Origin of the sequence: Streptomyces sp. NPDC014656 (genome assembly GCF_043084305.1) — a bacterium.
GTDB lineage: Bacteria > Actinomycetota > Actinomycetes > Streptomycetales > Streptomycetaceae > Streptomyces.
This window is the reverse complement of the sequence record NZ_JBIBZN010000011.1, coordinates 285,080-297,053: the sequence shown is the minus strand read 5'-3', so window position 1 is coordinate 297,053 and position 11,974 is coordinate 285,080. Positions and strand designations below refer to the sequence as shown.

14 protein-coding genes are annotated in these 11,974 nt (G+C 72.2%); 8 read left to right on the top strand and 6 right to left on the bottom strand.

From position 1 onward, the window contains the following. Positions 1 to 10: 10 nt before the first annotated feature. On the bottom strand, positions 11 to 400 hold the full coding sequence (locus tag ACF1ED_RS24965; protein ID WP_391764005.1) for an ArsR/SmtB family transcription factor: 390 nt from the start codon (positions 398 to 400) through the stop codon (positions 11 to 13). A 141-nt stretch (positions 401 to 541) separates the two neighbouring features. Between ACF1ED_RS24965 and ACF1ED_RS24960 the strand changes: the two genes are divergently transcribed. Genes ACF1ED_RS24960 through ACF1ED_RS24950 form a run of 3 tightly spaced genes read left to right on the top strand, consistent with a single transcriptional unit; the run spans position 542 to position 3,991 of the window. Next, positions 542 to 1,459, top strand: coding sequence for a phosphate ABC transporter substrate-binding protein (locus tag ACF1ED_RS24960; protein WP_391764003.1), 918 nt, complete (start codon positions 542 to 544; stop codon positions 1,457 to 1,459). 1 nt (position 1,460) lies between these two features. Then, on the top strand, positions 1,461 to 3,293 hold the full coding sequence (gene pstC / locus ACF1ED_RS24955; protein WP_391764001.1) for a phosphate ABC transporter permease subunit PstC: 1,833 nt from the start codon (positions 1,461 to 1,463) through the stop codon (positions 3,291 to 3,293). Beyond that, positions 3,281 to 3,991 carry an ATP-binding cassette domain-containing protein gene (locus ACF1ED_RS24950; protein ID WP_391763999.1) on the top strand — a complete coding sequence of 237 codons (711 nt, stop codon included), beginning with the start codon at positions 3,281 to 3,283 and terminating at the stop codon, positions 3,989 to 3,991. The genes pstC and ACF1ED_RS24950 overlap by 13 nt, the downstream gene beginning before the upstream one ends. A 68-nt stretch (positions 3,992 to 4,059) precedes the next feature. Here ACF1ED_RS24950 and trxB read toward each other — a convergent pair whose 3' ends face one another. Then, entirely contained in the window at positions 4,060 to 5,067 is a 1,008-nt protein-coding gene (trxB, locus tag ACF1ED_RS24945; protein ID WP_391763997.1) for a thioredoxin-disulfide reductase, read from the bottom strand. 7 nt (positions 5,068 to 5,074) lie between these two features. Beyond that, positions 5,075 to 5,506: an arsenate reductase ArsC gene (locus ACF1ED_RS24940; RefSeq protein ID WP_391763995.1), complete on the bottom strand. Its 432-nt coding sequence runs from the start codon at positions 5,504 to 5,506 to the stop codon at positions 5,075 to 5,077. 74 nt (positions 5,507 to 5,580) lie between these two features. Between ACF1ED_RS24940 and ACF1ED_RS24935 the strand changes: the two genes are divergently transcribed. The 3 genes from ACF1ED_RS24935 (at position 5,581) to ACF1ED_RS24925 (ending at position 8,136) form a co-directional block, all read left to right on the top strand. After that, positions 5,581 to 5,889 carry an ArsR/SmtB family transcription factor gene (locus tag ACF1ED_RS24935; RefSeq protein WP_391763993.1) on the top strand — a complete coding sequence of 103 codons (309 nt, stop codon included), beginning with the start codon at positions 5,581 to 5,583 and terminating at the stop codon, positions 5,887 to 5,889. Then, positions 5,886 to 6,971, top strand: coding sequence for an ACR3 family arsenite efflux transporter (arsB, locus tag ACF1ED_RS24930; protein WP_391763991.1), 1,086 nt, complete (start codon positions 5,886 to 5,888; stop codon positions 6,969 to 6,971). The genes ACF1ED_RS24935 and arsB overlap by 4 nt, the downstream gene beginning before the upstream one ends. 79 nt (positions 6,972 to 7,050) lie before the next feature. Continuing rightward, on the top strand, positions 7,051 to 8,136 hold the full coding sequence (locus tag ACF1ED_RS24925; RefSeq protein ID WP_391763989.1) for an ArsO family NAD(P)H-dependent flavin-containing monooxygenase: 1,086 nt from the start codon (positions 7,051 to 7,053) through the stop codon (positions 8,134 to 8,136). Positions 8,137 to 8,232: 96 nt separating this feature from the next. Here ACF1ED_RS24925 and ACF1ED_RS24920 read toward each other — a convergent pair whose 3' ends face one another. After that, positions 8,233 to 8,730, bottom strand: coding sequence for a GNAT family N-acetyltransferase (locus ACF1ED_RS24920; protein WP_391763987.1), 498 nt, complete (start codon positions 8,728 to 8,730; stop codon positions 8,233 to 8,235). Further along, complete coding sequence (locus tag ACF1ED_RS24915) at positions 8,720 to 9,043, bottom strand: ArsR/SmtB family transcription factor (protein ID WP_391763985.1); 324 nt, start codon at positions 9,041 to 9,043, stop codon at positions 8,720 to 8,722. Before ACF1ED_RS24915 ends, ACF1ED_RS24920 begins: the two co-directional genes overlap by 11 nt. Positions 9,044 to 9,112: 69 nt before the next feature. Here ACF1ED_RS24915 and ACF1ED_RS24910 point away from each other — a divergent pair, with 69 nt between their 5' ends. After that, a complete protein-coding gene (locus ACF1ED_RS24910; protein ID WP_391763983.1) occupies positions 9,113 to 9,625 on the top strand; it encodes a GNAT family N-acetyltransferase in 513 nt (170 codons plus the stop codon). On the opposite strand, the gene ACF1ED_RS24905 is transcribed toward ACF1ED_RS24910, so the two are convergent. Then, on the bottom strand, positions 9,622 to 10,038 hold the full coding sequence (locus tag ACF1ED_RS24905; protein WP_391763981.1) for a MerR family transcriptional regulator: 417 nt from the start codon (positions 10,036 to 10,038) through the stop codon (positions 9,622 to 9,624). The genes ACF1ED_RS24910 and ACF1ED_RS24905 overlap by 4 nt on opposite strands. Positions 10,039 to 10,439: 401 nt before the next feature. On the opposite strand from ACF1ED_RS24905, the gene ACF1ED_RS24900 reads away from it, so the two are divergent. Continuing rightward, on the top strand, positions 10,440 to 11,945 hold the full coding sequence (locus ACF1ED_RS24900) for a SulP family inorganic anion transporter (protein ID WP_391763979.1): 1,506 nt from the start codon (positions 10,440 to 10,442) through the stop codon (positions 11,943 to 11,945). Positions 11,946 to 11,974: the final 29 nt, after the last annotated feature.

Genomic DNA, 11,974 nt, shown 5'->3' with positions numbered 1-11,974 from the left:
CGCGGGCGGTTCACGCCTCCGCCGGGCCCTCGCCCCAGATCAGCGCGTCGAGCACCGACCGGTGCTCGGGCCGGACCGCGTACCAGGCCCAGGTGCCGCGCTTCCTGCGGCTCACCAGACCGGCGTCCACCAGGATCTTCATGTGGTAGCTGACGGTCGGCTGGGCGAGCTCCAGCAGCGGCGTCATGTCGCAGACGCACGCCTCGCCCTCCGGGGCGGCCAGCAGCACGCTGAGGATCTGCAGCCGGGTCGGATCGGCGATGCCCTTCACGCTCCGGGCCAGCTTCTCCGCCTTCTCCCTGGGCAGCGGCTCCACGTCGAGGGGCGGCCCGCAGGTCGGATCCTCGTCGACGAAGGGCAGCAACTCCGAGCGATGACCGGTCGCTTGTTCCGCTGACATGACGATCACCCTATGTCCGCCCGGTCGACCGTCCGCGTCACATCGAGCGAGTTCACCCACTGTTCGCCTGTCATTCAGCAGGAGTCCGAACGGCCCCCGCACGTCCCTCCTCCCCTCTCCCACCACCGCAAAGGCACCGCCATGTCTGTCACCTCCACCGAACTCCGCCGCACCACCCGGGCGTTCGCCACCCGCCGCGTCCGCCGGGGAGCCGGGGCCGCCACCGGTCTCCTCCTCGCCGCCGCCCTCACCGGCTGCGCCGGCTCCGCGAAGGCCGACACCGGGGCCCTCCAGGCCAGCGGATCCACCACGGTCGCCCCGGTCGCCTCGGACGCCGCCGAGGCGCTGAAGGCCAAGGGCCTGAACATCACCGTCGCCACCCAGGGCGGCTCCGCCGGCGGCATCTCCCAGCTCGGCACCGGCCAGATCGAGATCGCCCTCAGCTCCAAGCCGCTCGCCGACAAGGACCGCGAGGCGTACCCGGACGCCGACTTCGTGACCACGCAGATCGGCGCGGACGCCGTCGGCGTGATCATCACCAAGGAGGTCGCCGACGGCGGGGTGAAGAGCCTCTCCAAGGCGCAGGTGCGGGGCCTCTTCGAGGGCAGGATCACCAACTGGAAGGAGGTCGGCGGACCCGACCTCCAGGTCTTCGTGTACGACAAGGAGCCCGGTCGCGGCACCCGCGAGGTCCTCGACAAGTTCGTCTACGGCAAGGGCGAGCCGCCGGCCCCGCCGCAGTCCGCCAACTACGCCGTCGTCGGCGGCAACACCGAGACCCGCAACAAGCTCAAGTCCACCCGCGGTTCGGTCGCCCCGCTGTCGACCGGCTTCATCGACGGCCACCCCGACCTGGTCGCCGTCCCCCTGGAGGGCGTCGCCCCCACCCTGGCGAACGTCGCCTCCGGCACGTACCCGATGACCCGCCCGCTGTACATGATCACCAACGGGAAGCCCAAGGGCCACGCCAAGCAGTACATCGACTACATCCTGTCGGCCGAGGGCCAGAAGCTGCTGCCCAAGCACGGCTACCTGACCCGCCGGCAGATGGGCCTCTGACATGAGCCTCACCCTGGAGCGCCCCGCCGGGGCGCCCGCGTCCGCCGCGAGGAGGCCGTCCGACGAGGGCGGCCGCCCCGGCCGGGCGAGATGGGTCTGGGGCTGGGCCTACAGCGGCGTCCTGTCCGTCGTCCTCGCCCTCGTGGTCCTGGTCGGGTACCTGGCCGACGGCATCGCGAGCGGCACCGTCGACTGGGGAGCCCTGCTCACGTCGTCGACGTGGAGCCCCGGGAACCTCGCCTTCGGCGGCCTGGCCATGATCTACGGCTCGGCGGTCGTCTGCGTCCTCGCCCTGGCCCTCGCCGTCCCGGTCGGCTGGGCGGCGGCCATCGCCCTCTCCGAGTACCTGCCGCCCCGCCTCGCCAAGCCGCTGCGGCTGAGCATCGAGCTCCTGGCCGCGGTCCCCTCCATCGTCTACGGCCTGATCGGCATCATGGTGATCCGGCCGTTCGTCGCCGGCCTCGGCGACGTGCCGGGCGGCGACAGCGTCCTCGCCGCCGGCATCGTCCTCGCCGTGATGATCATGCCGACGATCGTCGCGGTCAGCGTCGACGCGCTGGCCGCCGTCCCCGGCCGCTACCGCGAGGCCGCCTACTCCCTCGGCCTCACCCGCCGCGAGGTCGTCCGCTCCGCCGTCCTCCCCCAGGCCCGCCCGGGCATGCGCTCCGGCGTCCTGCTCGGCCTGGCCAGGGCGCTCGGCGAGGCCATCGCGGTCTTCATGGTCATCGGCCGCGCCGACGGACGGCTCCCGCAGTCGTTCGGGGACCTCTTCTCCTCGCTCGTCCGCCCCGGCCAGACCCTGACCACCAAGCTGGCAGGCCCCGAGCCGATGCTCGCGGGCACCTCCGGCCCGTACTTCGCCGCGCTGTGCGGGCTCGGCATCATCCTGCTGGCCCTGGTCGCCGTCGCCACCGTGTGGGGCACGCGCGGCTCCTCGGCCCGGGCCCGGCGCGGACCGCGCGCCCGGCGGACCTCCGCGTGGATGCGCGGTCCCAAGGACCGGCTGACCACGGCGGTCCGGTACGGCGCCCTGCTCCTGCCGACCGCCCTGCTGCTCGGCATGCTCGGCATCCTGCTGGCCCGCGGCGGCGCGGCGCTCAACCCGGTCTTCTGGTTCACCCCGTCCGCCGGCGCCTCCGACGGAGGCATCCGGGACCAGATCGTCGGCACGCTCCTGCTCCTCGCCACCACGGCGTTGATCGCCCTGCCGCTCGGCTACGGGGCGGGCATCGTGATCGGCACCCGCGCCTCCGCGAAGACGTCCCGGATCCTGGAGACCCTGACCGTGGCGGTCGGCGGGACGCCCACCATCCTGCTCGGCCTGGCGGGCTACGTGCTGTTCTGCACGACCATGGGCTGGGGCCGCTCCTGGCTGGCCGGTGCGGTCGTCCTGGTCCCCGTCGTGGTCCCGGTCGTCGCGCTCACCACCGCGGGCCGCGTCCGGGGCATGCCGGGCGAACTCACCGAGAGCGCGCTCGCGCTGGGCCTGACCCGTTCGCAGTACGTCCGCTCCGTGGTCATCCCCTACACGTGGCCGGCCACGCTCACCGGCCTGCTGCTCGGCCTGGCCCGTGCCGCGGGCGAGACGGCCCCCCTGATCTTCACCGCCACGGTGTTCTTCGGGGCCCCCGCCCTGCCGACCGGCATCGTGAACGCCCCGGTCCAGGCCCTGCCCACGCACATCTTCACCCTGTCGCAGGACTCCGGCGCCCCCGAGGCCATCGCCCAGGCGTGGGGCAGCGCGCTCGTCCTGGTCCTGATCACCGCGGGACTCCTCACCCTGGCGGTCTTCCTGCGCAACCGATTCGAAGGAGCACGACGTTGGACAACGTGACGACGGGGAACGCGACCCCGCAGAACGTGATCGCCGTCCGCGACCTGCGGGTCCTCGACGGGAAGAAGACCCTGGTCGGCCCGGTCTCCTTCGAGCTTCCCGCCGGCTCCACCACCGGACTGTGCGGCCCCTCCGGCGCCGGCAAGTCCACGGTGCTGCGCGCCCTGGTCGACCTCCTCCCGCACGGACTGCGGCGGATCGGCGAGGTGGACGTGCAGGGGCGCGCGATCTGCCGCGGCAAGGGGGACGCGAGCCTGCGGAGCACGGTCGTCCTGGTGCCGCAGACGCCGGTGGTCTTCGGCGGAAGCATCATGGACAACGCCCTGTTCGGCCTGCGCCACCTGGTCCGCGCCTCGCGGACGGAGATGCGGGACCGGATGGAGAAGGCGCTGCGGGAGTCGGGCCTGTGGAACGAGGTCCGCGACCGGCTCGACACCCCGGCGCAGTCGCTCTCCAACGGCCAGCGCCAGCGGCTGTGCCTGGCCCGGGCCCTCGCCCTGGAGCCGGCGGCGCTCCTGCTGGACGAGCCGACCAGCGCCCTGGACGAGCGCAGCCGCGACACGGTCGAGGAGTCGGTGGCGGCGCTGCGCGGCAACCGTACGGTCCTGCTGGTGTCGCACGACCCGGGCCAGGTGGAACGGCTCTGCGACCGTACGGTCAAGCTGGAGCTGCCGGAGACGGCCGCGCTGGTCTCCTGACCCTCCGGCGGCATGAACCGGGCCCGTTCCGTCGTGGGGAAAGCACGGCGGAACGGGCCCGGCGTCCTTCAGCCCGCGCTGACGAGCCCGGCCCCGGCGGCCGGCTCCGCGTCGCGGCGGGCCGCGAGGTAGCGCTCGGCGTCGAGGGCGGCGGCGCAGCCGGAGCCCGCGGCCGTGATGGCCTGGCGGTAGATGTGGTCGACGACGTCACCGGCGCCGAAGACCCCCGGGAGGCTCGTACGGGTCGTCGGGGACTGCGTCTTCAGGTAGCCCTCGTCGTCGAGTTCGAGCTGGTCGGCGAAGAGTTCGGTGCGCGGGTCGTGGCCGATGGCGATGAACAGGCCGGTCGCGTCCAGCTCGCGGGTCTCGCCGGAGAGGACGTCCCGCAGGACGACGCCGGAGAGCATGCCGTTCTCGGACCTGATCCCGGCGACCTCGCTGTCGAAGGCGAAGGAGATCTTGTCGTCGGCGAAGGCGCGGTTCTGCATGGTCTTCGAGGCCCGCAGGGTGGAGCGGCGGTGGACGACGGTGACCGAGCGGGCGAAGCGGGTGAGGAAGGTGGCCTCCTCCATGGCGGTGTCGCCGCCGCCGACCACGACGATGTCGCGGTCGCGGAAGAAGAAGCCGTCGCAGGTGGCGCACCAGGAGACGCCGCGGCCGGACAGCTCGTCCTCCTGGGGGAGGCCGAGCTTGCGGTAGCCGGAGCCGGTGGCGATGATCACGGCCTTGGCGCGGTGGACGGTGCCGGCGGAGTCGGTGAGGAGCTTGACGTCACCGGCCAGGTCGACGGAGACGATGTCGTCGTCGATCATCTCGGCGCCGAACTTCTCGGCCTGCGCCCGCATGTTGTCCATGAGGTCCGGGCCGTCGATGCCGGTGGGGAAGCCGGGGAAGTTCTCGACCTCGGTGGTCGTGGTGAGCGAGCCGCCGACGAATATGGAGCTGCCGAACAGCAGCGGCTTGAGCTGGGCGCGGGCCGTGTAGAGCGCGGCGGTGTACCCGGCGGGGCCGGAGCCGATGATGATGACCTCGCGGACGTCGTCCTGGGCGCCGGTCGGGGTCGTGGCGGTCGTCATGGTGAGGTCAGTTCTCCTGCTTCTCGGCGTTCTCGGAGTCGATCTCTGCGATGAGGCCCTCGATGAGCCCCTTGATCTCGTCCCGGATGGGACGGACGGCCTCGACCCCCTGGCCGGCCGGGTCCTCCAGGACCCAGTCGAGGTAGGTCTTGCCGGGGAAGTACGGGCAGGCGTCGCCGCAGCCCATGGTGATGATGTAGTCCGACGCCCTGGCGGCCTCGGGCGTGAGCACCTTCGGCTTCTGGTCGGAGATGTCGATGCCGAGCTCGGCCATGGCCGCGACGGCGGCCGGGTTGACCCGGTCGCCCGGGAGGGAGCCGGCGGAGCGGACCTCGACGCGGTCGCCCGCCAGGTGGCGGAGGAAGCCGGCGGCCATCTGGGAGCGCCCCGCGTTGTGGACGCAGACGAACAGTACGGACGCGAGCGGGGACTCGGACATCGGTTCTTCCTTCACGGCAGGCAGGTATCACCCTGGGCTGGCATCAGCCCTCAATGATGTGAGAGTATCAGTCCATGCTGACGTCAGTCGACACTGAGCTGTTGAAGGTCCTCGCCGACCCGCTGCGGCTCCAGATCGTGACCCTGCTCGCCCGCGAGACGCTGTGCACCACGCACCTGGTGGAGGAGACGGGAGCCAGACAGACCAACCTCTCCAACCACCTGAAGGTGCTGCGCGAGGCGGGCGTGGTGGAGACCGAGCCCTGCGGCCGGTTCACGTACTACCGACTGAAGCCCGAGGTCCTCGACGCGCTCGCCGCGCAGTTCGCCGGCCTCGCCGCCACCGCCCGCGCCCACGCCGACACCAAGAGGTCCTGCCCGTGACCCCCGCCGCCCCCACGACCACGAGCCCCGAGAAGTCCGTGGTCGCGAAGCTGTCGACGCTCGACCGCTTCCTCGCCGTCTGGATCCTGCTCGCCATGGCGCTGGGCCTCGGACTCGGCCGACTGGTTCCCGGGATGGACGACGCCCTCGCGAAGGTCGAGATCGGCGGCATCTCCCTGCCGATCGCCGTCGGGCTGCTGATCATGATGTACCCGGTGCTCGCGAAGGTCCGCTACGACCGGCTCGACGCCGTCACCGGCGACCGCAAGCTGATGGTCTCCTCGCTGGTCATCAACTGGGTCCTCGGCCCGGCGATCATGTTCGCCCTGGCCTGGACCTTCCTGCCGGACCTGCCCGAGTACCGCACCGGCCTGATCATCGTCGGCCTGGCCCGCTGCATCGCCATGGTCATCATCTGGAACGACCTCGCCTGCGGCGACCGCGAGGCCGCCGCCGTCCTGGTCGCCCTGAACTCGGTCTTCCAGGTCCTCGCCTTCGGCGTCCTCGGCTGGTTCTACCTCGACCTGCTGCCCGGCTGGCTGGGCCTGGGAGAGGGCGAGGCGCTCGACATCTCCATGTGGAAGATCGCGCTGAACGTCGTCGTCTTCCTCGGCGTCCCGCTCGTCGCCGGCTTCCTGACCCGCCGCATCGGCGAGAAGAAGCTGGGCCGGGAGTCGTACGAGGCGACGTTCCTGCCGAAGATCGGCCCCTGGGCCCTCTACGGCCTGCTCTTCACCATCGTGATCCTCTTCGCCCTCCAGGGGAAGACGATCACCTCCCAGCCGCTCGACGTCGCCCGCATCGCGCTCCCCCTCCTCGTCTACTTCGCCCTCATGTGGTTCGGCACCTTCGCGCTCGGCAAGGCGATCGGCCTGAACTACGACCGCACGGCGACCCTCGCCTTCACGGCGGCCGGCAACAACTTCGAGCTCGCCATCGCCGTCGCCATCGCCACCTTCGGCGTCACCAGCGGCCAGGCCCTCTCCGGCGTCGTCGGCCCGCTGATCGAGGTCCCGGTCCTGGTCGCGCTCGTGTACGTGTCGCTGGCCTGGCGCAGGAAGTTCGCCGCGGCCCGGCGGTAGACACCGCCCCGCGTCACCCCCGGGTGCCCCGCCCCGCCGTGCGGGCCGGGGCACCGCCGCAGCGAAGGGAACCCCGGGCATGACCCAGCACCAGACCGCCGACACCGACGCAGGCGTCGACATCGACGTCGTCGTCATCGGCGGAGGCCAGGCGGGCCTCGCCGCCGGCTACCACCTCCGCCGGGCGGGCCTGGACTTCGTGATCCTGGACGCCGACACGGCTCCCGGCGGCGCCTGGCGGCACACCTGGGACTCCCTCCACCTCTTCTCCCCCGCCGCGTACTCCTCCCTCCCCGGCCGCCTCATGCCCCCGCAGCCGGGCGAGACCTACCCGGACGCCGCCCACGTCGTCGCGTACCTCACCGACTACGAGCAGCGCTACGAACTCCCGGTCCGCCGCCCCGTCCGCGTGTCCGGCGTCCACCGCGACGGCGCACGCCTCCGCGTCGAGACCGGCTCCGGCACCTGGCGGGCCCGCGCGGTCATCAGCGCGACGGGCACCTGGTCCCGCCCCTTCGTCCCGGCCGTCCCCGGCCGCACGGAGTTCCGGGGCGCCCAGCTCCACACCGTCGAGTACCAGCGGCCGTCCGACTTCGCCGGGCGGAAGGTGATCGTGGTCGGCGGCGGCAACTCCGGCGCGCAGATCGCCGCCGACCTCGCCCACGGGTCCGACCTGACCTGGGTCACCCTCCGCGAACCGGCCTACCTCGCCGACGACATCGACGGCCGCGCCCTCTTCGACCACGCCACCGCACGGCGCAGGGCCCTCGACGAAGGCCGCGCCGACACCGGCGGCGTCGCCTCCCTCGGCGACGTCGTCGCCGTCCCGCCCGTCCGCGCCGCCCGCGACGCCGGACTCCTCAAGCCCCAGCCCGTGTTCACCCGGCTCACCGCGACCGGCGTGGAATGGCCCGACGGCACGACGGCCGAAGCCGACGCGGTCATCTGGTGCACCGGCTTCCGTCCCGCCCTCTCCCACCTCGCCCCGCTCGGCCTGCGCGGCCCCCGCGGCCACCTCCCCACCACCGGCACCCAGGCCCTCGCCGACCCCCGTCTCCACCTCCTCGGCTACGGCGACTGGACCGGCCCCGCCTCCGCCACCCTCATCGGCGTCGGCCGCCCCGCCCGCGACGCGGCCCGCGCGATCGCCGAGCTCCTGCGCTAGGGCCCGTCCGGCCATGGGCGCCGGACCGGGCCGGGTCGTTCGGCGCGTGCGTGCGTGCCGGGCGGGCCGGACCCGGCGGGAACGGCCGGACAGGCCCTAGCCCACGACCCGGCTGCGGCGCTCCAGCAGCACCGTGTCCCGCCAGCGGCCGTGGTGGAGGCCCACGCGCTCGCGCCGGCCGATGACGCGGAAGCCCGCGCGCCGGTGGAGGGCGAGGCTCGCCGCGTTCTCGGGGAAGACGCCGGACTGGATCGTCCAGATGCCGGCCGCCTCCGTGGAGTCGATCAGGGCCGCCAGGAGCGCGCCGGCGACGCCGCGGCCACGGGCCCCGGGGTGGACGTACACCGAGTGCTCGACCACACCCGCGTACACGCAGCGGTCGGAGACGGCGGAGGCGGCGATCCAGCCGAGCACGCCGTCGTCGCCGAGGGCGACGAAGCGGTGCGCGGGCAGTCTGCCCGCGTCGAAGGCCTCCCACGTCGGGGCGGCGGTCTCGAAGGTGGCGTCGCCCCCGTCGATCCCGGACCGGTAGATCGCCAGGACCTGTTCGGCATGGCCGTCGGCCATCGGGGCCACCACGTACTCAGCACCCATCGGGCACCCCTCCGCCCATGATCGACCGCACCGCGCGGGGGAACACCGACAGGCAGGCGCGGTTCACGGCGTACAGGGTCGAGGTCCCGTGCTTCTCGGCGAGGACGAAGCGGACCTCGGCCAGGACCTTCAGGTGGTGGGAGACGGTCGACTGGCCGACGTCCACCCTGGCGACGAGCTCGCCCACCGTCATCGCCCGCCCCGCCCCGGAGAGCAGGTGCAGGAGCCGGACGCGGGTGGGGTCGCCGAGGGCCCGGAACCACGTGGCGTAGGTACGGGCCTCGTCCTCGGTGATCACCTCTGGGATATTCATCGATCATCGACGATATTCGATGAAAGAGGTTCTGGCCAGGGCCTCGGCTTGCTGCGAGGATCGCCCGCCATGGACTACACCCTGCACCGCGTACAGGCGGAGGACTGGCCGGCGTACCGGGCGATACGCCTGGAGATGATCCGGGACACCCCGCTCGCCTATCTGGAGACGATCGAAGACGCCCTCGGCCACCCCGACTCCGAGTGGCGGTTCCGCACGACCCGGTCCGCGAGCCCCGGCAACATCGGGGTCGCGGCCGTCGGCCCCGAGGGCACGTGGGTCGGGGTCATGAACGGCTTCCTGCCGGCGCGGGACACGGCCAAGCTCGTCGGCGTCTGGCTGCACCCGGACCACCGGGGCCCGGCCGGCGGGGTGGCGGCGCTCATGCTGGACGAGATCGTGCGCTGGGCGCGCGAGGAGACGGCGGCCGAGCGCCTCGTCCTCCTCGTCCACGAGGAGAACCGCCGGGCCATCGCCTTCTACCGGCGCGGCGGCTTCGTCCCGACCGGCCACGAGGAGCCGTACCCGCTGGACGAGAGCCAGCGGGAGCTGGAGATGGCGCTTCCGCTGCGCGGCCTCTAGACGCGGGTGGCCGGAGCGCCTTCCTGATCCAGGCGGGCGCTCAGGGTGGCGGCGAAGTCCTCGGCACGGGCCAGCTGAACCCGCAGCTTGTCCACCTGCTCGGAAGCGGTCTGCCGGTAGGCCCTCACGCGCTCCAGCAGCGCCTCGCGCTCGCCGCCGTCGAGCGCGGCACCACTGTCCAGCCGGTCGGTGGCGTCGAGGAGGTCGCGCATCTGCTCAAGGGTGAAGCCCAGCGGCTTCATCCGGCGGATCACCATGAGCCGGGCGACGTCGGTCTCCGTGTACAGGCGGAACCCGCCCTGGGAACGGGCGGAGGGAATGACGAGACCGGCCTCCTCGTAGTGCCGGATGGTGCGCAGGGACAGCTCCGTCCGCGCGGCGACCTCGCCGATCTGCATGTGCTTCTCATCCACGCCCGTGGTCCTGCCCCTTCTCCTCGCGGCGGGCCGCGTCCCGCACGACCCCGGCAATCCATACTCTAACGTTAGGGTAGAGTTGTTCCTGATGGGGCGGCCCGGTCGTCCCGCCGCTTCCGTTCCGGGGCCGATGACGCCCCCGGCGATGATTCGATTCTCGCAGGAGAGAGCGTGCGCGAGCCTCTGATGCCGACCGCCGCCGCCTGCCCGCCGTGATCCTTCACCTCTGGACGTGAGCCGCCCGGCCGCCCGTGCGCCGCCCGACTCGCGCCCTCTTCCCGGCTTCCGGTCCGCCCCATTGGACCGCGCGCGGGACGCCGGCCCGGCTCCTGCGCGTCTTTCCCGCACACCCCGGCCCGCCGGTGGGGCGTGCCCGAGTTCGACAGGTACGCATCTCCTTGTCTTCTGCTGCTGTGACCCCCGCCGCGCGGCTGCGCGGCCTGAAGCCCGACTGGCTGAACGACCCGAAGGTCTGGCGGACCGAGGTCCTGGCCGGCCTGGTCGTCGCCCTGGCCCTGATCCCCGAGGCGATCTCGTTCTCGATCATCGCCGGCGTCGACCCCGCGCTCGGGTTGTTCGCCTCCTTCACCATGGCCGTGGTGATCTCCGTCGTCGGCGGGCGCCGCGCGATGATCTCCGCCGCCACCGGCGCCGTCGCGCTCGTGATCGCCCCCCTGAACCGTGAACACGGCCTCGGTCACCTGATCGCCGCCGTGATCCTCGCGGGCGTCTTCCAGATGGTCCTGGGCGCGCTGGGCGTGGCGAAACTGATGCGGTTCATCCCGCGTTCGGTGATGGTCGGCTTCGTCAACTCGCTCGCCGTCCTGATCTTCATGGCCCAGGTCCCCGAGATGTGGAACGTCCCCTGGCCCGTGTACCCGCTGATCGTCGGCGGCCTGGCACTGATGGTGTTCTTCCCGAGGATCACCACCGTGATCCCGGCGCCGCTGGTGTCCATCGTCGTCCTGACCGTCATCACCGTCGCCGCCGGGATCGCGGTGCCGACCGTCGGCGACAAGGGAGAGCTCCCCTCCTCCCTGCCGGTGCCGGGCCTGCCGGACGTCCCGTTCACGCTGGACACGCTGACGACGATCGCGCCCTACGCCTTCGCCATGGCGCTGGTCGGCCTCATGGAGTCGCTGATGACCGCCAAGCTCGTCGACGACATCACCGACACCCGCTCCGACAAGACCCGCGAGTCCATCGGCCAGGGCATCGCCAACATCGTCACCGGCTTCTTCGGCGGCATGGGCGGCTGCGCCATGATCGGCCAGACGATGATCAACGTGAAGGTCTCCGGCGCCCGCACCCGCCTGTCCACCTTCCTGGCCGGCGCGTTCCTGATGGTGCTGTGCGTCGTCTTCGGCCCGGTCGTCTCCGACATCCCCATGGCCGCCCTGGTCGCCGTCATGATCATGGTGTCGTTCGCGACCTTCGACTGGCATTCCATCGCCCCGAAGACCCTCAAGCGGATGCCCGCCGGTGAGATCGGCGTCATGGTCGTCACCGTCGTGGCCGTCGTGGCGACCCACAACCTCGCCGTCGGCGTCGTGGTCGGCTCCCTCACCGCCATGGTCGTCTTCGCCAAGCGGGTCGCCCACCTCGCCGAGGTCTCCCGGTTCGCCGCCCCGGGCGGCACCAGCGTCCTGTACACCGTGACCGGCGAGCTCTTCTTCGCCTCCTCCAACGACCTCGTCGGCCGGTTCGACTACGCCGGCGACCCGGAGAAGGTCGTCGTCGACCTGTCCGCCGCCCACGTGTGGGACGCGTCCTCGGTAGCCGCCCTGGACGCGATCGAGACGAAGTACGCCAAGCGCGGCAAGAAGGTCGAGATCATCGGCCTGAACGACCCCAGCGCCGACCTCCACGGCAGACTCAGCGGCGAACTCACCGGCGGCCACTGACCCTCGGAGCCGCTGCCCCTCGGAGCCAC

Excerpts from the sequence above, each read along its gene's own strand:
- ACF1ED_RS24940 (WP_391763995.1), bottom strand. The coding sequence starts at position 5,506 with ATGTCCGAGTCCCCGCTCGCGTCCGTACTGTTCGTCTGCGTCCACAAC.
- ACF1ED_RS24915 (WP_391763985.1), bottom strand. The coding sequence starts at position 9,043 with ATGAATATCCCAGAGGTGATCACCGAGGACGAGGCCCGTACCTACGCC.
- ACF1ED_RS24965 (WP_391764005.1), bottom strand. The coding sequence starts at position 400 with ATGTCAGCGGAACAAGCGACCGGTCATCGCTCGGAGTTGCTGCCCTTC.
- ACF1ED_RS24910 (WP_391763983.1), top strand. The coding sequence starts at position 9,113 with ATGGACTACACCCTGCACCGCGTACAGGCGGAGGACTGGCCGGCGTAC.
- ACF1ED_RS24920 (WP_391763987.1), bottom strand. The coding sequence starts at position 8,730 with ATGGGTGCTGAGTACGTGGTGGCCCCGATGGCCGACGGCCATGCCGAA.
- trxB (WP_391763997.1), bottom strand. The coding sequence starts at position 5,067 with ATGACGACCGCCACGACCCCGACCGGCGCCCAGGACGACGTCCGCGAG.
- ACF1ED_RS24925 (WP_391763989.1), top strand. The coding sequence starts at position 7,051 with ATGACCCAGCACCAGACCGCCGACACCGACGCAGGCGTCGACATCGAC.
- ACF1ED_RS24935 (WP_391763993.1), top strand. The coding sequence starts at position 5,581 with ATGCTGACGTCAGTCGACACTGAGCTGTTGAAGGTCCTCGCCGACCCG.
- ACF1ED_RS24960 (WP_391764003.1), top strand. The coding sequence starts at position 542 with ATGTCTGTCACCTCCACCGAACTCCGCCGCACCACCCGGGCGTTCGCC.
- pstC (WP_391764001.1), top strand. The coding sequence starts at position 1,461 with ATGAGCCTCACCCTGGAGCGCCCCGCCGGGGCGCCCGCGTCCGCCGCG.